Here is a 19,306-nt window from a genome sequence, read left to right on the forward strand (position 1 = left end):
GGGTCAGCGCGACTTTCCCTGGATTTCCAGGATCTTCGGTCGCACATCGACCAGGTAGACACCCGTCGCGCAGGCGCAGATGGCGGCGCCGAACGCGTCGCGCAGCAGCAACGCCAGCAGTACACCGCCGCCCAGGATCAACAACCAGACCGGCTTGGTGAGCTTCCCGGCCGCGGTGTACGCGTCAGGCCGTTGCATCGCGGCGTGCACAAAGGAGTACACGCCGGCCAGGACCACGATCCCGACCAGCACAAGAAGAATGGCACCCGCCAGGTTTGCAAGCATCACGCCTGCAGCCTATGCGGGTGCCATTCCCTTGGCGAATGAAACTACTTCTGGGTGACCTTCTTGGCCGGCGCCGCCTTCTTGGCCGGGGCGGCCTTCTTGGCGGCCGGGGTGGCGGCGGCCTTCTTGGCCGGAGCCTTCTTCGCCGGGGTGGCCGGGGTGGACTTCTCGGCCTTCTTCGGCAGTTCCACGCCGACCAGCTTGGCGGCCCGCTCGCCGACCGCGCGGGTCTGGCTGGCGACGGTGCCCAGCGCATCCTGGGTCAGCTCGACGGCCTGGTCGGTGACCTCTTCCACGCGCGAGGCGGCCTCTTCCAGGGCGGGCTGGTTACGCAGCCGCTCCAGGGCGGCCTCGCCGCGCTCGACCAGCTTGTTGTACTGGCTCTGCGCCTCGTCGGCGTACTTCTCGGCGACCTTGCGCAGTTCCTCGGGGGTCAGCTTGTCGCGCAGCTCGTCGAACTGGGTGGGCAGATCTTCCTGAAGCTTGGTCAGCCGCGCGCGGCCTTCCTCGACGCGGGTCTTGCCGTCGGTGCGGGCTTCGCCGGCACGGTCACGCAGGGTGTCGACGATCTCGTTGACCTTGGCCAGGGCCAGGTCGGCAGCGCCGACCGCCGCCAGCAACGGCGCCTTGAGGTCTTCGACAGTCGGCTGGGTCTTCTCGCTCATGGTGCTTCCTCTCAGATGGTGGTCGGTTGTGCAGCGGGTTGTTCGGATTCGACTGCTGCGGCATCGATTTCGGCCTCGGCCTCGTTCTGCAGACAGAACGTGTTGTAGATGTCGAGCAGAACCTGCTTCTGCCGTTCGGTGATCGCGGTATCGGTGATGATCGCGTCGCGCACCAAGCTGGCCTCGCTGGGTTCGAGCATCCCAGCCTGGATGTAGAGCACCTCGGCGGAAACACGCAATGCCTTGGCGATCTGGTTGAGCACATCAGCCGACGGTTTCCGAAGCCCACGCTCGATCTGGCTGAGGTAGGGATTGCTGACCCCGGCCTTCTCGGCAAGTTGGCGCACCGATACCTGCGCCGCCTCGCGTTGGGTTCGAATGAAGCTGCCGATGTCCTGCGCGGCATTGCTCACCACAGCGGCAAGATTTTCGTCCTGCGTCATGTTGAGGCCTCGATCCGTCGGTTTATGGCTGACAGAGACCACGGTAGGCACGAGTGCTAACAATTGCAAGCACTCTGCTAGCACTCAGAACAGCAGCTGCGCGACGGTGTAGATCACCAGCCCGGCCAACGACCCGACCACCGTGCCGTTGATTCGGATGAACTGCAGGTCACGGCCCACGTGGAGCTCGATCCGACGACTCGCCTCGTCGGCATCCCAGCGTTCGATCGTCTCGGTGATGATCGCTGTGATCTCCGTCCCATACTGGGCCACGAGGTGGTGCGCGGCCCGCACGATCCAGTTGTCGACCTTGTCGCGCAACTCCGGGTCATCGCACAGCGATTCACCGATGCGCACCACGGTGTCACTCACCCGGGTCCGCAGCGTCGAGGACGGATCGTCGACGGATTCGAGCACGATCCGCTTGGCCGCGGCCCAGGCCGTCTCGGCCGCCCGCGCCACCTCGTCGCGCGCCATGATCTGTTCCTTCACGTTCTCGGCACGCTGGATGGTGGCGTCATCGCTCTGCAGATCGGAGGCGAACTCGAAGAGGAACTTCGTGGCCGAGCGGCGCAGTTCGTGGTTCGGGTCGCGGCGCACCTTATCGGTGAAATCCATCAGTTCCCGGTGGATCCGATCGCCGACCAGGTGATCCACCCAGCGCGGCGACCAGGTCGGGGAATCGCGCTCGATCACCCGCTCGATCACCTCGCCGGAGTTCAGCGACCACTGGAAGGCCCGGTCCGCCAGCAGCTGCAGCAGCGCCTCCTGTCGGCCCTCTTCGAGCAGGCTGGAGAGCACCCTGCCGATCGGCGGGCCCCACTGCGGTTCGGCGATGCGCTTGATGATCATCCGGTCCAGTACCTGCTGGACATCCTCGTCACGCAGCATCTCGACCAGCACGCGCAGCACCGTGGACACCTCCGCGGCGACCCGGTCGGCGTTGCGCTTGTCCGCCAGCCATTTGCCGGTCCGGCCGGCCACTTCGGCGTCGCGCAACTTCGTGGCGACCACCTCGGGCGACATGAAGTTCTCCCGCACGAAGTTGCCCAGCCCCTCGCCGAGCTGATCCTTCTTGCGTTTGATGATCGCAGTGTGCGGGATGGGGATGCCCAGCGGATGCTTGAACAGGGCGGTCACCGCGAACCAGTCCGCGAGCGCGCCGATCATGCCCGCCTCGGCGGCGGCCCGTACATAGCCGACCCACGGCCCCGCGCCACCGCGCGATTGCAGCCAGGTGCAGACCAGGAAGATCACCGTCGCGCCGAGCAGGAAGCCCAGCGCCACGGCCTTCATCCGCCGCAACCCGCGCAGCCGTTCCCGATCTGCCTCCGAGTCGGCACCGGCCAGCGACTCCGCGAAACTCGTGTGTACCACTCCCCCATCATCCGCTACCGCGAAGGCGGCCCGTCCACCGTAGTATCGAGTAGACCTAGTGATTGGATTATCACGACTGTGGCACAGCAGAGCGCGGCAGCGGTGAAGACCGACGGCCGGAAACGACGCTGGCACCAGCACAAAGTCGAACGACGCAATGAGCTGGTGGATGGCACGCTGGAGGCTATCCGGCAGCGTGGCGCGAACGTGAGCATGGACGAGATCGCGGCCGAGATCGGCGTGTCCAAGACGGTGCTCTATCGCTATTTCGTGGACAAGAACGATCTCACCACCGCGGTGATGATGCGGTTCGCCCAAGTCACCCTGATTCCCAACATGGCGTCGGCGCTGTCGTCGAACCTGGACGGCTACACCCTGGTCCGGGAGATCATCCGGGTGTACGTGGATACGGTGGCCTCCGAGCCGGAGCCGTACCGGTTCGTCATGTCCAACACCAGCTCCAGCCGCACCAAGGCCATCAACGACTCCGAGCAGATCATCGCCCGGATGCTGGCGGTCATGCTGCGCCGTCGCATGCAGGCCGCAGGGATGGACACCTCGGGGGTGGAGCCGTGGGCCTTCATGATCGTCGGCGGTGTGCAGCTGGCGACGCACTCGTGGATGTCGAATCCGCGGATGAGCACCGCCGACCTCATCGATTACCTGACGATGCTGTCGTGGAGCTCGCTGTGCGGCATCGTCGAGGTGGGCGGCTCGCTGGAGAAGTTCAACTCGCAGCCTCATCCATCACCCGTTCTGCCCTCGCACCTGCTTGACTAGCGAGTTGTGAGCCCAGAGAGCATTTCGGAACTGCCCGCGTTGTGGAGCCACGAGCCCCACAACCACCTCCGGTTCGAGCCCGGGGACAAGGTTTCCGAGATCGACGCCGAGGCCACCCCCGGATTCACCGGTTCCAAACAGGACGCCCCCGCGCTGCAGGCCGAACGCAATGAGCGCTTCGCCGGCCTGCAGGAGATGCTCTACGCCAACAGCCGCAGCGGCGATCACCGTTCGGTGCTGCTGGTGTTGCAGGGCATGGACACTGCGGGCAAGGGTGGCATCGTCAAACACGTTGTCGGGGCGGGTAATCCGCAGGGCATTCAGTACCGTAGCTTCGGCAAGCCGACGCCGGAGGAGCTGGCACACCACTACCTGTGGCGCATCAACAAGGCGCTGCCGGCCGCCGGTCACATCGGCGTCTTCGACCGGTCGCACTATGAGGACGTCCTGATCGTGCGGGTGCACAATCTGGTGCCGCCGGATGTCTGGGGCGCCCGCTACGACGAGATCAACGCGTTCGAGCGCGAACTCGTCGACACCGGGACCACGATCGTCAAGGTGGCGATGTTCGTCTCGCTCGAGGAACAGAAGAAGCGCCTCGCCGAACGACTGGACCGGCCGGACAAGTACTGGAAGTACAACCCTGCCGATATCGATGAGCGACTGAAATGGCCGCTCTACCAGGAGGCCTATCAGGCCATGCTGGACAAGACGTCGACCGAGTACGCGCCGTGGTACATCGTGCCGTGCAACCGCAAGTGGTACAGCAGGCTCGCGGTGCTGGAACTGATGATCGAGGCGCTCAAGGGCCTCGATCTGCAGTGGCCCCCAGCCGGTTTCGACGTCGAGGCGGAAAAGCAGCGACTCAAGGACGCCTGACGGTGCCGTCTGGCTACGGCTTGACCAGGGTGAACTGCCCGATGTTGGTGATGCCGCGGCGGAAGAAGTCCGCGCATCCGGTCAGGTACTTCATGTAGCGGTCATAGACTTCCTGGCCCTGCATGGCGATGGCCTCGTCCTTGGCCGCCTCCAGGTTGGCCGCCCACATGTCCAGCGTGCGCGCGTAGTGCGGCTGCAACAGGTGGATGCGTTGCAGGTCGAAACCCGAGTCCGCGGCCAGCTTCTCGATGTCCTCGACCGCGGGCAGCTGCCCACCCGGGAAGATCTCCTCACCGATGAACTTCATGAACTTGAGGTCGCTGAGGGTGACCTTGATGCCGTTGGTGCGGAAGAACTCCTGGGTGTGCGCCAGGATGGTGTGCAGCAGCATGGTCCCACCCTCGGGCAGGATGCTGTAGGCGCGCTCGAAGAACAGCGGGTACCGCTCGGCCTTGAACGCTTCGAAGGCCCCGATCGACACGATCCGATCGACCGGTTCGTTGAACTCCTCCCACCCCTGCAGGCGGATTTCGATGGACCGCTCGGTGTCCAACTTCGCCAGTCGCTCGCGAGCCCATTCGGACTGGGCCTTGCTCAGCGTGATGCCGATGACGTTCACATCGAACTTCTCGACCGCCCGTTCCAGCGCGCCGCCCCACCCGCAGCCGATGTCGAGCAGGGTCATCCCGGGCTCGAGTCCGAGCTTGCCGAGCGCCAGGTCGAACTTGGCGTTCTGGGACTCCTCCAGGTTCATGTCATCGCGCTCGTAGTACCCACAGGTGTAGCCCATCGTGGGCCCGAGGAACAGCGCGAAGAAGTCGTTCGAGATGTCGTAGATCGACTGTGACTCCTCGTAGAACGGCTCCAGCTCGGACTCAACTTTTGACATACGAAAGCAACCCTCTGTGTTTCTCGAATTGTTGCGGCTTCTGTACCCGCTTCTGCAGACCCCCACACCCGCAAATCAAGAACTCTACCTCACATTAGCCTGGCTAACTTTTGGCGGAATTCAGTAGGTGTAGAAGCCCTGCCCCGACTTCTTGCCCAACTGACCCGCTTCCACCATGCGCAACAGAAGCGGCGGCGGACCGTAAAGCGGTTCCTTGAACTCCTCATACATCTTGTCGGCGATCAACTTGAGTGTGTCAAGACCGACCAGATCAGACAACCTCAACGGGCCCATCGGATGCGACAGTCCGCCCACCACGGCCTTGTCCACGTCCTCGACCGTGGCAAAGCCGGCCTCGACCATCCGCACCGCCGACAGCAGGTAGGGCACCAGCAGCGCGTTGACCACGAAGCCGGACCGGTCCGAGCAGCGCACGACCTGCTTGCCCAGCGCGTTGGCCGCGAAATCCTCGGTCCGCGTGAGGGCCCCGTCGGAGGTGACCAGCGTGGAGATCAGTTCGACCAGCGGCAGCACCGGGACGGGGTTGAAGAAGTGCAGTCCCAGCACGCGCTGTGGATTCTGGGTGGCTGCCGCGATCCGCATGATCGGGATGCTCGACGTGTTGGACGCCAGCACGGCATCCGGGTCGGTGATGACACGATCCAGTTCGGCGAAGACCTTCGATTTGACGGTGTCGTCCTCGACGATCGCCTCGATGGTGAGCTGCCGGTCGGCCATATCGGCCAGGCTGGTGGTGAAGGTCAGGCGCGCCAGGGTCGCGTCGCGGTCGGCCTCGCTCAGCTTGCCCTTGGCGGCCGCGCGGTCCAGCGAGGCGGTGATCCGCTTGCTGCCCGCACTGATCAGATCGTCGGTGGGTTCGAACACCAGCACCTGCGCCCCGGCCTTCGCGCACACCTCGGCGATCCCGCCGCCCATCTGTCCGGCGCCGATGACGCCAACCCGCTCAATGCTCACTCACATCTCCCTAAACATGGCGTCAGGCCCCGCCCGCATGATGCGGACGAGGCCTGACGTTATCAACCCTTGGCGATCCAACTTCTAGTGACCGAATCCCATCGGTTTCACTTCGCTTCGCTCAGTGAAACTGACCCTCTTCGGTCGATCCCGCCAGCGCGGTGGTCGACGAGGTGGGATCCACGGTGGTGGCGATCCGGTCGAAGTACCCGGCGCCGACCTCACGCTGGTGCTTGGTGGCGGTGTAGCCGCGCTCCTCGGCGGCGAACTCGCGCTCCTGCAGTTCGACGTACGCGCTCATCTGGTTGCGGGCGTAGCCGTGGGCCAGATCGAACATCGAGTAGTTCAGGGCGTGGAAGCCGGCCAGCGTGATGAACTGGAACTTGAAGCCCATGGCGCCCAGCTCGTTCTGGAACTTCGCGATGGTCGCGTCGTCCAGGTGCTGCTTCCAGTTGAACGACGGGCTGCAGTTGTAGGCCAGCATCTGATCCGGGAAGTCGGCCTTGACGGCCTCGGCGAACTTCTTGGCCAGCTCCAGGTCCGGGGTACCGGTCTCCATCCAGATCAGATCGGAGTACGGGGCGTAGGCCTTGGCGCGGGCGATGCAGGGCTCCACGCCGTTCTTGACGTGGTAGAAGCCTTCCTTGGTGCGCTCACCGGTGATGAACGGCTGGTCGCGCTCGTCCACGTCGGAGGTCAGCAGGGTGGCGGCCTCGGCGTCGGTGCGGGCGATGACCAGGGTCGGCACGTCGGCCACGTCGGCGGCCAGACGCGCCGAGGTCAGGGTGCGGATGTGCTGCTGGGTGGGGATCAGCACCTTGCCACCGAGGTGGCCGCACTTCTTCTCCGAGGCCAGCTGGTCCTCCCAGTGCGACCCGGCGACACCGGCGGCGATCATCGCCTTCTGCAGCTCGTAGACGTTCAGCGCGCCACCGAAGCCGGCCTCACCGTCGGCGACGATCGGGGCCAGCCAGTTCTCCACCGAGGTGTCCCCCTCGACCTTGGCGATCTGGTCGGCACGCAGCAGCGCGTTGTTGATCCGGCGGATGACCTGCGGCACCGAGTTGGCCGGGTACAGGCTCTGGTCGGGGTAGGTGTGGCCGGAGAGGTTCGCGTCGCCGGCGACCTGCCAACCGGACAGGTAGATGGCCTTCAGGCCCGCGCGCACCTGCTGCACGGCCTGGTTACCGGTCAATGCGCCCAGCGAGTTGACGTAGTCCATGGTGTGCAGCTGGTCCCACAGCACCTCCGCACCGCGGCGGGCCAGGGTGTTCTCCTCGACGACGTGGCCCTGCAGGGCGACGACATCCTCGGCGGAGTAGGTGCGCTCGATGCCCTTCCAGCGGGGGTTGGTGTTCCAGTCGTGCTGGATCTGCTCCGGGCTCTTCGGCGTGCCAACGGTGGACATGAGGGCTCCTATCGGTAAGGCAAACTTCAGCTTCTTGTTAACGCTGCAGTGAACTTCGCTGCGTTGCTATACCGAGGATGCCCTACTGCATATCCGCAGGTCCACCCGTTTCAGTTGCCAATTTTCTCCAATCATCCGATGGATTTTGCGAAGCTTGTTAATTGCGTTCCGGCTTGACCGGTTCAGAAACTACTCGCCGGTAAGTGGTTTTCGCTGGTCAGTACGCCCGTACTGTTAAAACCCGCGCGCTCACCGTGCGAACAGTGCGGCGACCGCCCTGGTCTCGTCGCCGACGGCATATGTGAGCGTTGTAACAGTGCGATCGGTGAGCTCCGGACCGAACTTGTCGGTCGAGCCGGCCGGATACACGTGCGAGATGATCTCCAGGTCCTCACCGAGCGCCACCGCCGAGTCGTGCTCGATGGTCACCCGCAACGGCGCCGCAAGCAGCTCGGGCGCCTCGTGCAGATACTCCTCGACCACACTCCAGTAGACCGAGTTGTTCATGTGGTCGAACAGATCGATATCGCTGACCCGCACGGGGTACTTGCGGATGGCCACCGCGGTCTCACGGGGCCCGGGCTTGAGGTAGGCCTTCCAGCGCAGCCGGTCCACATCGGTGGTGCGCCGCAGCCCGGCCAGGAAGTCGTCGGAGATCCGGGACGGCGCCTGGGTCTCCTGGCTGAAGTTGATCCAGAACGCCTCCGACTCCATCAGGCCGCCCCGCCTGCCCTCGATGCGCACCCGCATCTCACACCACCGGTTCGACGTCCCCGAGCACCAGCGACGCAGCCGCAGGGTGTCCTTGAAGGTGATCGGCTCGATCAGGTCGATCATGGTGCGCCGCACGATCCACGCCGGATGGGTTTCCTCGTAGCCCATTTCGCGCAACTGATCCGACCCGATGTCCTGAATGTGCCGGGTGGCGGCGTCGAATTTGAGCCGGCCCGCCCGATCGATATCGGCCACCCGCAACGGCCATTGCACATCGAACACATCGGGATGCGGGTCCGGCACGGGCATCAGGGTCTTGGCCAAGGTCATGGATTCCAATATGGTCTGCGAAGAATGCAAAGCCAACCTTTGCATCCTTGACTAGGCTGTCTTGGTGTCCAAGACCTACGTCGGATCACGGGTACGCCAGCTCCGCCGGGAGCGCGGCTTCAGCCAGGCCGCGCTGGCGCAGATGCTGGACATCTCGCCGAGCTATCTCAACCAGATCGAGCACGATGTGCGTCCCCTGACGGTCGCCGTGCTGTTGCGCATCACCGAGGTCTTCGGGGTCGACGCCACCTTCTTCGCCTCCCAGGACGACACCAGGCTGGTGGCCGAATTGCGTGAGGTGACCCTGGACCGCGATCTCGACATCGCCGTCGACCCGGCCGAACTCGCCGATATCGTCAGCGCCCACCCGGCGATCGCGCGCGCCATGGTCAGCCTGCACCAGCGCTACCGGCTGACCACCACCCAGCTCGCCGCCGTCTCCGAGGGCCGATTCGGGGCGTCCGAATCCGGGTCCGGCGCGATCACCATGCCGCACGAGGAGGTCCGCGACTACTTCTACCAGCGGCAGAACTATCTGCACGAACTCGACACCGCCGCCGAGGACCTCACCATCAGGATGCGCATGCACCGCGCCGAACTGACCCGCGAGCTGTCCGACCGTCTGACCCGGGTGCACGGGGTGCGCATCGTCCGCCGCACCGATCTGGGCGATCCGGTGTTGCACCGGTTCGACACCGCGACCCGCACGCTGGAGATCGGCGGTCACCTCGCCAGCGGCCAGTACGTCTTCAAGCTGGCCGCCGAGCTGGGCTACCTGGAGTTCGGCGACCTGATCGACAAGCTCGTCGACGAGGGCAAGTTCACCAGCGAGGAATCCCGCACGCTGGCCAAGCTGGGGCTGGCCAACTACGTCGCCGCGGCCACCGTGCTGCCCTACCGCCAGTTCCACGACGTCGCCGAGAACTTCCGCTACGACGTCGAACGGCTCTCGGCGTTCTACGCGGTGTCCTACGAGACGATCGCGCATCGGCTGTCCACCCTGCAGCGGCCGTCCATGCGCGGGGTGCCCCTGTCCTTCGTCCGGGTCGACCGAGCCGGAAACATGTCGAAACGGCAGTCCGCCACCGGATTTCACTTCTCCTCGTCCGGCGGCACCTGCCCGCTGTGGAACGTCTACGAGACGTTCGCCAACCCCGGCAAGATCCTGGTGCAGATCGCCCAGATGCCCGACGGCCGCGACTACATGTGGGTGGCGCGCACGGTGGAGCGCCGCCCGTCGCGCTACGGCCAGCCGGGCAAGACCTTCGCGATCGGCCTGGGCTGTGAGCTCCGGCATGCCCACCGACTGGTGTACTCCGAGGGACTGGACCTCTCCGGCGGTCCGAACGCGACGACCGCGACCCCGATCGGTGCCGGTTGCCGGGTGTGCGAACGGGACAACTGCCCGCAGCGCGCGTTCCCGGCCCTGGGCAAAGCGCTCGACCTCGACGAGCACCGCAGCACGGTGTCTCCGTATCTGGTGAAGAACAGCTGAGCGGTTCGGCGCAACCGCCCAGCGGGGGTTGCCACCTAGACTCGTGCGGGTGAGCGCAGACGAGACGACGGCCCCGCCACGCATCCCGCCCGGCGGTCTCCGCGAACTGGGCCCACTCAACTGGGCCATCGCCAAGATCGGCGCCAACCGGATCAGGGCCCCGAAGTTCCACCTGATGAATGTGCTGGGCCAGCACCGGCTGCTGTTCTTGGCCTGGTTGCCGTTCTCCGGATATCTGCTCTATGCGGGCAAGCTGAGCCGCCAGGACGCCGAGCTGGTGATCCTGCGCGTCGGGCATCTGCGGGGCAGCGAGTACGAACTGCAGCAGCACCGCAGGCTGGCCCGCAGCCGCGGGCTCGACGCCGACGTCCAGGCAGCCATCTTCGAGGGCCCCGACGCGCCGGGCCTGGCGCCGCACCAGCGGACTCTGGTCACCGCGACCGACGAGTTCGTCATCACCCGGTCCATGTCGGCCGAGACGTGGGCCGCCCTGTCCAAGCTCTACAACCGCGCTCAGATCATCGAATTCTGCACCCTCGCTGGGCAATACGATGCGCTGGCGGCCACCATGGCGACGCTGCGCATCCCCCTGGACTTCCCGGACTAGCCGGGGATGCGCGGGTCCCTGCGCACCCGCGGGTTGGCGTCGTCGATGAGCACACCCGGCTCGGCGTCACACACCGGGCCGATCGCATCGATGACGGCACGCACCGACATCATGGTGACGGGATTGTGTAGCTCCAGCAGTTCGTATTCGAGCTGGGTCCGCAATTTCGACGCCGTGCCGGTGACCTCGATCGTGTAGGTGACCAGGCCCTGGTTCCAGTTCCCGAAAGGTAGGTCGTCACCGTGGAACGCGTTGGGGGCGCCCAGGAACCACACCTCTTCGTTGGTCGCGACGCATGCCGCACCGACGAAAGCCTTAGTCACCAGATGCAACGCGGCCACCGTTCCCGCGTCGATGGTGATCGACGGTAGCTCCAGCCGCGCGGCGGCCGGGCGGGCGAACACCTGGTTCTCGATCCGCACGTCGTCACTGCCGGTGAGCGAGAATGCGAGGTTGGCGACGGTGTCGCCGTAGTACATGTCGCCGTAGCGCGCCAACATGTTTTCCGCCGAGATCGCGTCGGGGTCACTGCCGAAGCCGATCGCGGCCAGTCCGCCCCACATGTCGGCGGGTGCCCCGGAGAAGTCCAGCGCCTCGATCGTTCTGATGTGCTGCGCATCGCCGAGGCCGGCAGCCAGCGTCATCGCGACTCGCTCGGTCAAATAGGAGGGGTGCACGCCGCCGCCGTACAGCGACGACCTTCCGGCCAGTGCCGCCTGCTGCAGCCGCTGCGCCGATTGCCGTTTCTCCGACGCCGAGTTCGATCGGGCGACATGGTGATAGCCGACCGTGGCGATCACGTTCTTCCCGGACTCCAGCATTGCGATCACGTCGTCATCGAGACCTGCGGTCAGCGCAGAGACCGCACACGTCAGAACGACGACATCCGCGTCGAGGGCGAGCAGATCCACACTCGAGCACGTCGCCAAGACACCGCACGGCCCGACGCCGGCCAACTCACCGGCGTCGCGACCCTCCTTGTCGGGGTTGAACACTTTCACCCCGACGAGCTCGAGGTCCTTGTCGGCGAGCACGCCGGCTATCACCGATGCCCCGACCTCACCCGGACCCCACACGATCACGCGACGACGTTCCACTTGCAGCCTCCATATAATTGTTTGTGTTCGAACAACTATATGGAGGATGTCGGGTCGTGGGAAGTAGTTGTTCGCGCGGCTACGGTGCGAGCGTTGCTCTCAACCTGCCCATCCAGGCCATCAAGGTGCCCGGCAGATCGAAGTTCTCCGGATCGACCGTCCAGAGGTAGGCGAACCCGATGACGGTGGCCAGCATCTCGCGGCTCTGCCCGATCGGGTCCACATCGGCGGCGACGGTCGCATCCCGCTTACCCGCCTCGACCGCGGAGCGGATCTGGGCCACCGATTCGTCAAGCCACCGATTGACTCGCTGCCGCAGAAGATCATCGGCCTGCGCGGCCTCGAAATTCAGCGCAAACATCGCACGCAGCAACACTGGATCCTCGACAGCGAAGGTGTGCAGCAGTCTCGCCACGGCCAGGACGCGGTCCAGCCCCGACGCCTCAGGCTCGTCGATGCCCCGCAGCCGGGTCTCGTACAGCGTGGACAGGATCGAGTCGACCAGTGCCTCTTTGGTGCCGTACCGCACCCTGACCATGTCCCGGCTGTAGCCGGCCCGCAGGCCGATCTCCTGAGCGGTGGTGGCGGCATACCCCTTTTCGGCGATCAAGGCGACGGCGGCGTCCGCCAGCCGACGCGCCGACTCTTCAACCCGCTGCTTCTGCGTCCGTCGCTGCTTGTCCATCAGTCAGTCACGCCAACAGACCCGCAGGTCAGAGGTAGGTCACGCCCAGCACGATGACCGTGAACAACAACGGCGCGACCGGTAGCGACCACAGGAATGCCGTCCATACCTGATCCTTGCGCTGGTACGCCCGCCACCCGAGCCAGGCGATGACACCGGCGGACACGGTGATCACGGCGGAGGTGATGAGCACCCAGAAGCTCACCTCGCTGGTGTTGATCGCCAACGAGATGGCCAGCAACCACAGCATGTGCCCGACCACCAGCCCGCCGATGGCGGCGACGATCACTGCCCGCGACGGCACGTGCGTCAGAAGTTGATCATGTGGCCGGCCAGGCCGTGAATGGCTTCCTGCAGCGCCTCGGACAGCGTCGGGTGGGTGTGCACGTTGCGCGTCAACTCGTTGACCGTCAGGTCCCACTTCTGCGCCAGCGTCAGCTCGGGCAGCAGCTCCGAAACGTCGGGACCGATCAGGTGCCCGCCGAGCAACTCGCCGTACTTGGTGTCGGCGATCAGCTTGACGAAGCCGACCGGATCGGCCAGGCCGTGCGCCTTCCCGTTCGCGGTGAACGGGAACTTGGCGACCTTGATGTCATGGCCTTCGGCCTTGGCCTGCTCCTCGGTCAGCCCGAAGCTGGCCACCTGCGGCTGGCAGAAGGTGGCGCGCGGCATCATCCGGTAGTCGCCCAGGGTCAGCGTCTCGGCACCGGCGATCGTCTCGGCGGCCACCACGCCCATCGCCTCGGCCACGTGGGCCAGCTGCAGCTTGCTGGTCACATCGCCGATGGCATAGATGTGCGGCACGTTGGTGCGCATATGGTCGTCGATCTCGATGGCCTTGCGCTCGGTCAGCGCCACGCCGGTCTTCTCCAGGCCGAAGCCCTCGATGTTGGGGGCGAAACCGATGGCCTGCATCACCTTGTCGGCCTTGAGCTCTTCGGTCTTGCCGTCCTTGCTCACCACCACGGTGACCTCGGACCCGCCGTCGGTGATCGACTCGACCTTGGTGCCGGTGAGGATCTTCACGCCCAACTTCTTGTACTGCTTCTCGATCTCCTTGGAGACCTCGGCGTCCTCGTTGGGCAGGGCGCGCGGCAGGAACTCGACGATGGTGACGTCCACCCCGTAGTTCTTCAGCACGTAGGCGAACTCCATGCCGATCGCGCCCGCCCCGGCGATGATGATCGATCCCGGCAGGTCCCGCGACATGATCTGCTTCTCGTAGGTGACCACGTTCTCGCTCAGCGACGTGCCGGGCACCAGACGCGTCGACGACCCGGTCGCGATGATCGCGTTGTCGAAGGTGAGCTCCTCGGTGCCACCCTCGTTGAGGTCGACGGACACCGCGTTGGGCCCGGTGAAGGTGCCGTAGCCGTGGACCTCGGTGATCTTGTTCTTCTTCATCAGGAAGTGCACACCGGCGACGCGTCCGTCGGCGACCTTGCGGCTGCGATCGAAGGCGGCACCGAAGTCGAAGGTGGCCTCCCCGCTGATACCGAAGGTCTTGGCTTCCTTGGCGAAGATGTGCGCGAGTTCGGCGTTGCGCAACAGCGCTTTAGAAGGGATACACCCGACGTTCAGGCAGACGCCGCCCCAGTACTTGGGTTCGACGATCGCGGTGTTCAGACCGAGTTGGGCAGCGCGGATGGCCGCCACATATCCGCCGGGGCCGGCTCCGAGTACGACGAGGTCATAGTGGGTCACGAACACCACCCTATCGGGGCGCGCGTTTGACTGCGGACCGGTCCGGGTAACCGCATCCGGGCATTCCGGACCTATCCGTACCGGCACCGGCTACGAATGCCTGGCGATGTGTCGCGCCGCGACAAAACGAGGGGGACCGAGCATGCCGAACAAACTCACACCGCATTTCGACGACGTCCAGGCTCACTATGACCTGTCCGATGACTTCTTCCGGCTTTTCCTCGACCCCACCCAGACCTACAGCTGCGCCTACTTCGAACGCGATGACATGACGTTGGAACAAGCGCAGCTGGCCAAGATCGACCTGGCGTTGGGCAAGCTGGGACTGCAGCCGGGAATGACGCTGCTGGACGTCGGCTGCGGCTGGGGGGCGACCATGCGCCGGGCGGTCGAACGCTACGACGTCAACGTCGTCGGCCTGACACTGTCGAAGAACCAGGCCGCCCACGTGCAGCGCAGCTTCGAGGCGATGGACAGCCCACGCGAGCGCCGCGTCCTGCTTCAGGGGTGGGAGCAGTTCAGCGAACCCGTCGACCGGATCGTGTCCATCGGAGCCTTCGAGCACTTCGGCTTCGACCGCTACCCGGATTTCTTCCGGATGGCGTACGACGCGCTGCCCGATGACGGCGTCATGCTGCTGCACACCATCTGCGCGTTCAATCCCGCCAAGGCCAAGGAAGCCGGCATCCCGGTCACCTTCGAGCTGGCCCGGTTTGTGAAGTTCATCATCACCGAGATCTTCCCCGGCGGCCGGTTGCCGTCGGTGGAGATGGTCAGGGAGAAGTCCGCCGAGGGCGGCTTCACGTTGACCCGCGAGCAGTCGCTGCAGCTGCACTACGCCCGGACGCTCGACCTGTGGGCCGAAGCCCTGCAGGCCCACCGCGACGAGGCCATCAAGGTGCAGTCCGAAGAGGTCTACGAGCGCTACATGAAGTACCTCACCGGCTGCGCGAAACTGTTCCGGGCGCGTCAGACCGATGTCGTGCAGTTCACCCTGGCGAAAGGCTGAGCCGGCTACCGTTGCAGCAGTGCCGAATCCAGGCCGACGTGCTCGGCAACGGTATCGGGACGACGAGAACCCCTCGGGGGTCTGACCGAACCACGCGGGGAAGATCTTCAGCCCACGCGCGGTGGAACCGGGCAAGCCTCTTCCGCTTCGGCGACGATGCAGGTCTGGGTGGCCTCCGGCCGGGTCCCGGCCTCGTACTGCGCACCGGTGATCGGTGCCGCCAGTTCGGCGGTCTCCTGGTCGGTGAACACCCGGCCGCGACTCAGGAACCGCATTCCTTCGGGGGATTCCAGGCTGAACCCACCCCCGCGGCCCGGCACCACATCGATCACCAACTGGGTGTGCTTCCAGGCGTCGAACTGCGGGCCGGAGATCCACACCGGCACCCCGTCGCCGACGTCGAGCACACCGAGCAGGATGTCGCGGTCACCGACGATGAAGTCGCCGGCCGGGTAACACATCGGCGAGGAGCCGTCGCAGCAGCCACCGGACTGATGAAACATCAAGGCCCCGTGTCGGTTCTGCAGCGTGCGCAACAGGTCCGCGGCAGCCGCGGTGATCAGGGCTCGGCTGGTCATGTGCCCAGGCTACGCGCACGGTATGAATGAGTTCATGAGTTCCATTGACCCCGTCGCTTCGCTCGCCCCCGAAGACCCCACCGACCCGTACCTCTGGCTCGAAGACGTCACCGGCGACGACGCACTGGACTGGGTGCGCCGGCACAACGAGCCGACGCTGGCCGATCTCGGTGACGACGAGTTCGAGGCCATGCGGGCCGAGGCGCTGGAGGTACTCGACACCGACGCCCGCATCCCCTACGTGCGCCGGCGCGGGGAGTATCTCTACAACTTCTGGCGCGACGAGACTCACCCACGCGGTCTGTGGCGGCGCACCTCGCTGGACAGTTACCGGAGCGACTCCCCCGAGTGGGATGTGGTCATCGATGTCGACGCCCTGGCGGCCGCCGACGACGAGAACTGGGTGTGGGCCGGCGCCGATGTCATCGAGCCCGACCACACGCTGGCCCTGATCAGTCTGTCCCGCGGTGGCGCCGACGCCGTCGTGGTGCGCGAATTCGACATGCGTACACGCGAATTCGTGTTCGGCGGCTTTGAACTTCCCGAGGCCAAGACGCAGATCACCTGGGCCGACGAGAACACCGTGCTCCTCGGCACCGACTTCGGCGCGGACTCGCTGACCGAGTCCGGTTATGCCCGGCTGGTCAAACGGTGGCGGCGCGGGCAACCCCTTGCCGATGCCGCCACCGTCTACGCCGGTGAGCGGGCCGATGTCATCGTGGCGGCCTCGGTGGACCGCACCCCCGGCTACGAACGGACGATGATCAGCCGTGCCGTCGATTTCTTCAACGACGAGATCTACGAGCTGCGCGGGGAGGAACTCCTGCGCATCGACGCGCCGACCGACGCCACCGTGTCGGTGCATCACGACTGGCTGCTGATCGAGCTGCGCACCGACTGGGACGGGCACGCCGCCGGGTCCCTGCTGGCGAGCAGTTACGCCGACTTCATGTCGGGTGAGAAGAATCTGGTCACGGTGTTTCGGCCGGACGAGGGCACCAGCCTGCATCAGTACTCCTGGACACGGGACAAGCTCGTCATCGTCACCCTCGCCGACGTCGTCAGCCGCGTCCAGATCGTCACCCCCGGCGCGTGGACGACCACCGACCTGCCCGGCGTCCCGCCCAACTCCAACACCGTGATCGCCGCCGCCGACTCCTACGGTGACGAGATCTTCCTGGATTCAAGCGGTTTCGTCACACCGTCACAACTGCTGCACGGCACCCCCGACGGCCCGGTCAGCCCGATCAAAGCGGCACCCGGTTTCTTCGACACCACCGGCATCGAGGTCTCCCAGCACTTCGCCACCTCGGCCGACGGCACCCGGATCCCGTATTTCACGGTCGGCAGGCCGGGCTCGACCGGACCGACGCTGCTGGGCGGCTACGGCGGGTTCGAGGTGTCCCGGACGCCGGGCTATGATGGCGTGCTGGGCCGGCTGTGGCTGGCCCGCGGCGGCACCTATGTGCTGGCCAACATCCGCGGCGGCGGCGAGTACGGGCCGGGCTGGCACACCCAGGCGATGCGCGCGGGTCGGCACCTCGTCGACGAGGATTTCGCCGCAGTGGCAAGGGATCTGGTGACGCGCGGGGTGACCACGGTGGCCCGGCTGGGCGCTCAGGGCGGCAGCAACGGCGGCCTGCTGATGGGGATCATGCTGACCCGCTATCCGGACCTGTTCGGCGCGTTGGTGTGCAGCGTGCCGCTGCTGGACATGAAGCGGTTCCACCTGCTGCTGGCGGGGGCGTCCTGGGTGGCCGAGTACGGCAACCCCGATGATCCGGACGACTGGGAGTTCATCTCGAAATACTCTCCATATCAGAATATTTCGAGCGATCGGCGCTATCCACCGATCCTGATCACCACCTCCACCCGCGATGACCGGGTGCATCCCGGGCACGCCAGGAAGATGACGGCCGCGTTGGAGGAGGCCGGGCACCCGGTGAGCTACTACGAGAACATCGAGGGCGGCCACGGCGGCGCGGCGGACAACGCGCAGGCGGCGTTCCGGGCGGCACTCATCTACCGCTACCTGTGGCGGACCATCGGCGTTTAGTCGGCCTGGTCCGCCCGGGCGAGGGCATCGCTGTACTCGTCGAGGTCGAGTTCCTCGGCGGTCACCGTCTTGGTGCCGTTGTAGACGTCGCGGTCGATCTCGTCGTCGGCATTGGCCACCAGCATCGCCACGAAGGTGTCCCCGTTGACGTTGAGGAAGGTGCGGAAGATCCCGGCGAACCAGTCCACGGCGATCAGCAGACCGACGGCCTCGAAGGGCAGTCCCAGTGAGGTCGCCAGGAACATCGCGACGACCGGGAACCCACCGGGGACGGTGATGGTGCCCATGTTGAGCAGGATGGCCAGTGCCATCCCGAGCGCGATCTGGCCGAAGCTGAGCTGGATATCGCCGGCCTGGGCCAAGAACATCACCACGATCATGTAATTCAGTACGGCCCCATAGGAACCCATCGTCAGCCCGATGGACAGGGTGAAGTTGGCGACCTTCTGACTGACGCCGACCTTCTCGACGGCGTTGCGCAGCACCGTCGGAAAGGTCACCGCCGAACTGGTGGTGGTGATGGCGATCGCGGTCTGCTCGGCGAGCTTGTCCGGCAGCTTCCACGGACTCAACCGGGTACGCGCCGTGACCACCACGACGAACAGGGTGAACAGGATCAGTACTCCGAGCAGCGTGGTCCCGAGGTACTTCAGCGCCGTGGTCACCACCGCGAAGCCCACATCGCCGGCCAGGGCGGCCAGCAGGCAGAAGACGCCGAGCGGCGCGATGTACATCACCAGACGGATCATGGTCAACACGATCTGCTGAATCTGGTCGATGAAACCGAGCACGGAATCATCGCCGCGGGCGTTGATATGGCTGCGCAAGGCGATGCCGAACAACAGCGAGAACACGATGATGGGCACCATGGTCGCGGTCGACATGGCGTTGAAGATGTTGGTGGAGACGAAGTTGAGCAGCGTCTCCTGCCAGCCCAGCGCCTCACCCGCGGATTCCTGCAGGGCGGGATCGAGTTCCTGGGTGAAGACCATGCCGGCGCCGGGCCGGATCACCGTGCTGAGCAGCCATGCCAGCACGGCGGCGACGAACGAGAATCCGAGCATCCACTTGAACGTCCGGAAGGCGATTCGGCCGGTACCCGCGCCCGTCATCGATGCCGTCGCCACGATGACCGAGGCCACCACGAGCGGCACGATGGACATCTGGATGAGCCGGATGAACATGTCCCCGATGAACTTCAGATTGCCCGCCCATTCGCCGACGATCAGGCCGAAGGCGATGCCCCCGACCGCGGCGATACCGATCTGCACAGCGGGACTGGAGAGAGTCTTCATCGCCACGAAGGTAGTTCGGGCCCGCTACCCCGGGA

Annotated in this window: 20 protein-coding genes; 6 read left to right on the plus strand and 14 right to left on the minus strand. The window is 65.4% G+C overall.

The window, feature by feature from the left end:
* Positions 1-3: 3 nt before the first annotated feature.
* The 4 genes from A7U43_RS26550 to A7U43_RS26565 all read right to left on the minus strand — a co-directional run bounded on the left by A7U43_RS26550 (position 4) and on the right by A7U43_RS26565 (position 2,770).
* On the minus strand, positions 4-285 hold the full coding sequence (locus A7U43_RS26550; protein WP_197500105.1) for a DUF2516 family protein: 282 nt from the start codon (positions 283-285) through the stop codon (positions 4-6).
* A 44-nt stretch (positions 286-329) separates the two neighbouring features.
* The gene (locus tag A7U43_RS26555; RefSeq protein WP_068001072.1) at positions 330-950 is read right to left on the minus strand and encodes a heparin-binding hemagglutinin; all 621 of its coding nucleotides are present in this window, start codon (positions 948-950) and stop codon (positions 330-332) included.
* 11 nt (positions 951-961) lie between these two features.
* On the minus strand, positions 962-1,393 hold the full coding sequence (locus A7U43_RS26560) for a helix-turn-helix domain-containing protein (RefSeq protein ID WP_068001074.1): 432 nt from the start codon (positions 1,391-1,393) through the stop codon (positions 962-964).
* Between the two features lie 84 nt (positions 1,394-1,477).
* Positions 1,478-2,770 carry a DUF445 domain-containing protein gene (locus tag A7U43_RS26565; RefSeq protein ID WP_068001077.1) on the minus strand — a complete coding sequence of 431 codons (1,293 nt, stop codon included), beginning with the start codon at positions 2,768-2,770 and terminating at the stop codon, positions 1,478-1,480.
* A gap of 78 nt (positions 2,771-2,848) precedes the next feature.
* Here A7U43_RS26565 and A7U43_RS26570 point away from each other — a divergent pair, with 78 nt between their 5' ends.
* Both A7U43_RS26570 and A7U43_RS26575 read left to right on the plus strand, forming a co-directional pair.
* Positions 2,849-3,550: a TetR/AcrR family transcriptional regulator gene (locus A7U43_RS26570; protein WP_068001080.1), complete on the plus strand. Its 702-nt coding sequence runs from the start codon at positions 2,849-2,851 to the stop codon at positions 3,548-3,550.
* A 6-nt stretch (positions 3,551-3,556) separates the two neighbouring features.
* On the plus strand, positions 3,557-4,429 hold the full coding sequence (locus A7U43_RS26575) for a polyphosphate kinase 2 family protein (RefSeq protein ID WP_068001082.1): 873 nt from the start codon (positions 3,557-3,559) through the stop codon (positions 4,427-4,429).
* Positions 4,430-4,442: 13 nt separating this feature from the next.
* On the opposite strand, the gene A7U43_RS26580 is transcribed toward A7U43_RS26575, so the two are convergent.
* From A7U43_RS26580 to A7U43_RS26595, 4 genes are all read right to left on the minus strand, one after another.
* Complete coding sequence (locus A7U43_RS26580; protein WP_068001086.1) at positions 4,443-5,318, minus strand: cyclopropane mycolic acid synthase family methyltransferase; 876 nt, start codon at positions 5,316-5,318, stop codon at positions 4,443-4,445.
* Positions 5,319-5,438: 120 nt separating this feature from the next.
* Positions 5,439-6,254, minus strand: coding sequence for a 3-hydroxybutyryl-CoA dehydrogenase (locus A7U43_RS26585; RefSeq protein WP_068001090.1), 816 nt, complete (start codon positions 6,252-6,254; stop codon positions 5,439-5,441).
* A 160-nt stretch (positions 6,255-6,414) separates the two neighbouring features.
* Positions 6,415-7,701, minus strand: coding sequence for an isocitrate lyase (gene aceA / locus A7U43_RS26590; protein ID WP_068001092.1), 1,287 nt, complete (start codon positions 7,699-7,701; stop codon positions 6,415-6,417).
* 249 nt (positions 7,702-7,950) lie between these two features.
* Entirely contained in the window at positions 7,951-8,745 is a 795-nt protein-coding gene (locus tag A7U43_RS26595) for an acyl-[acyl-carrier-protein] thioesterase (RefSeq protein ID WP_197499927.1), read from the minus strand.
* Between the two features lie 64 nt (positions 8,746-8,809).
* Here A7U43_RS26595 and ramB point away from each other — a divergent pair, with 64 nt between their 5' ends.
* Both ramB and A7U43_RS26605 read left to right on the plus strand, forming a co-directional pair.
* A complete protein-coding gene (gene ramB, locus A7U43_RS26600; protein WP_068001098.1) occupies positions 8,810-10,240 on the plus strand; it encodes an acetate metabolism transcriptional regulator RamB in 1,431 nt (476 codons plus the stop codon).
* Positions 10,241-10,289: 49 nt separating this feature from the next.
* Positions 10,290-10,847 (plus strand): carboxymuconolactone decarboxylase family protein, encoded by a 558-nt coding sequence (locus A7U43_RS26605; protein WP_068003847.1) that lies wholly within the window; start codon positions 10,290-10,292, stop codon positions 10,845-10,847.
* Here A7U43_RS26605 and A7U43_RS26610 read toward each other — a convergent pair.
* From A7U43_RS26610 to lpdA, 4 genes are all read right to left on the minus strand, one after another.
* Positions 10,844-11,944, minus strand: a complete 1,101-nt coding sequence (locus A7U43_RS26610) for a hypothetical protein (RefSeq protein ID WP_231963474.1) — start codon at positions 11,942-11,944, stop codon at positions 10,844-10,846. The genes A7U43_RS26605 and A7U43_RS26610 overlap by 4 nt on opposite strands.
* Before the next feature lie 79 nt (positions 11,945-12,023).
* Complete coding sequence (locus A7U43_RS26615; RefSeq protein WP_068001104.1) at positions 12,024-12,629, minus strand: TetR/AcrR family transcriptional regulator; 606 nt, start codon at positions 12,627-12,629, stop codon at positions 12,024-12,026.
* Between the two features lie 28 nt (positions 12,630-12,657).
* The gene (locus A7U43_RS26620; RefSeq protein ID WP_411289587.1) at positions 12,658-12,933 is read right to left on the minus strand and encodes a hypothetical protein; all 276 of its coding nucleotides are present in this window, start codon (positions 12,931-12,933) and stop codon (positions 12,658-12,660) included.
* 5 nt (positions 12,934-12,938) lie between these two features.
* Positions 12,939-14,333, minus strand: a complete 1,395-nt coding sequence (gene lpdA, locus A7U43_RS26625) for a dihydrolipoyl dehydrogenase (protein ID WP_068003848.1) — start codon at positions 14,331-14,333, stop codon at positions 12,939-12,941.
* A gap of 142 nt (positions 14,334-14,475) precedes the next feature.
* Here lpdA and A7U43_RS26630 point away from each other — a divergent pair, with 142 nt between their 5' ends.
* Complete coding sequence (locus A7U43_RS26630; RefSeq protein WP_068001107.1) at positions 14,476-15,342, plus strand: cyclopropane mycolic acid synthase family methyltransferase; 867 nt, start codon at positions 14,476-14,478, stop codon at positions 15,340-15,342.
* Between the two features lie 107 nt (positions 15,343-15,449).
* Here A7U43_RS26630 and A7U43_RS26635 read toward each other — a convergent pair whose 3' ends face one another.
* Positions 15,450-15,920 (minus strand): DUF779 domain-containing protein, encoded by a 471-nt coding sequence (locus tag A7U43_RS26635; RefSeq protein ID WP_068001109.1) that lies wholly within the window; start codon positions 15,918-15,920, stop codon positions 15,450-15,452.
* A gap of 34 nt (positions 15,921-15,954) precedes the next feature.
* Between A7U43_RS26635 and A7U43_RS26640 the strand changes: the two genes are divergently transcribed.
* A complete protein-coding gene (locus tag A7U43_RS26640) occupies positions 15,955-17,976 on the plus strand; it encodes a prolyl oligopeptidase family serine peptidase (RefSeq protein ID WP_156526038.1) in 2,022 nt (673 codons plus the stop codon).
* Here A7U43_RS26640 and A7U43_RS26645 read toward each other — a convergent pair.
* Entirely contained in the window at positions 17,973-19,271 is a 1,299-nt protein-coding gene (locus A7U43_RS26645) for a dicarboxylate/amino acid:cation symporter (RefSeq protein WP_068003852.1), read from the minus strand. The genes A7U43_RS26640 and A7U43_RS26645 overlap by 4 nt on opposite strands.
* Positions 19,272-19,306: the final 35 nt, after the last annotated feature.

This window comes from Mycobacterium adipatum (assembly GCF_001644575.1).
Lineage (GTDB): Bacteria > Actinomycetota > Actinomycetes > Mycobacteriales > Mycobacteriaceae > Mycobacterium > Mycobacterium adipatum.

What these genes read in the sequence shown, in the direction of transcription:
- A7U43_RS26550 (WP_197500105.1), bottom strand. Translation starts at nt 285, where the DNA reads ATGCTTGCAAACCTGGCGGGTGCCATTCTTCTTGTGCTGGTCGGGATC.
- A7U43_RS26555 (WP_068001072.1), bottom strand. Translation starts at nt 950, where the DNA reads ATGAGCGAGAAGACCCAGCCGACTGTCGAAGACCTCAAGGCGCCGTTG.
- A7U43_RS26560 (WP_068001074.1), bottom strand. Translation starts at nt 1,393, where the DNA reads ATGACGCAGGACGAAAATCTTGCCGCTGTGGTGAGCAATGCCGCGCAG.
- A7U43_RS26580 (WP_068001086.1), bottom strand. Translation starts at nt 5,318, where the DNA reads ATGTCAAAAGTTGAGTCCGAGCTGGAGCCGTTCTACGAGGAGTCACAG.
- A7U43_RS26585 (WP_068001090.1), bottom strand. Translation starts at nt 6,254, where the DNA reads ATGGGCGGCGGGATCGCCGAGGTGTGCGCGAAGGCCGGGGCGCAGGTG.
- aceA (WP_068001092.1), bottom strand. Translation starts at nt 7,701, where the DNA reads ATGTCCACCGTTGGCACGCCGAAGAGCCCGGAGCAGATCCAGCACGAC.
- A7U43_RS26595 (WP_197499927.1), bottom strand. Translation starts at nt 8,745, where the DNA reads ATGACCTTGGCCAAGACCCTGATGCCCGTGCCGGACCCGCATCCCGAT.
- A7U43_RS26615 (WP_068001104.1), bottom strand. Translation starts at nt 12,629, where the DNA reads ATGGACAAGCAGCGACGGACGCAGAAGCAGCGGGTTGAAGAGTCGGCG.
- A7U43_RS26630 (WP_068001107.1), top strand. Translation starts at nt 14,476, where the DNA reads ATGCCGAACAAACTCACACCGCATTTCGACGACGTCCAGGCTCACTAT.
- A7U43_RS26635 (WP_068001109.1), bottom strand. Translation starts at nt 15,920, where the DNA reads ATGACCAGCCGAGCCCTGATCACCGCGGCTGCCGCGGACCTGTTGCGC.
- A7U43_RS26640 (WP_156526038.1), top strand. Translation starts at nt 15,955, where the DNA reads ATGAGTTCCATTGACCCCGTCGCTTCGCTCGCCCCCGAAGACCCCACC.
- A7U43_RS26645 (WP_068003852.1), bottom strand. Translation starts at nt 19,271, where the DNA reads ATGAAGACTCTCTCCAGTCCCGCTGTGCAGATCGGTATCGCCGCGGTC.